1 protein-coding gene is annotated in these 325 nt (G+C 44.0%); it reads right to left on the minus strand.

The window, feature by feature from the left end:
- Positions 1-325 (minus strand): DNA polymerase (locus HC176_RS18475; protein ID WP_245234967.1); only part of this gene is annotated, 325 nt, incomplete at both ends.

The raw sequence follows: 325 nt of genomic DNA on the forward strand, positions 1-325 counted from the left end.
GCGACTGTTTGCATGTAGTCTGTATGTACCCTTCCCGAAGCTTCCTCCACCTGCAGCGGTAGTGCATCGATGTAAGTATTTTTCAGTTTCACAAGTCCGCGGTAGTCTAAAACCTGTCGCACTATCTCATGTTGTGGCGCTAAAACAGATAATATTTCTTCCCCGGTAGAATACTGACCCGATTTTGTTTTTTTTGGCTTCTCGACCAGCTTCAGCTTTTCAAAAAGGATAATTCCCAGTTGTTTTGGGGAACATATGTTGAATTCCTCGCCTGCGGCTGAATAAATGTCTTGTTCCAGCCGGGCAATGTCTTTTTCCATTTCTT

The organism is Tamlana crocina (assembly GCF_012037625.1).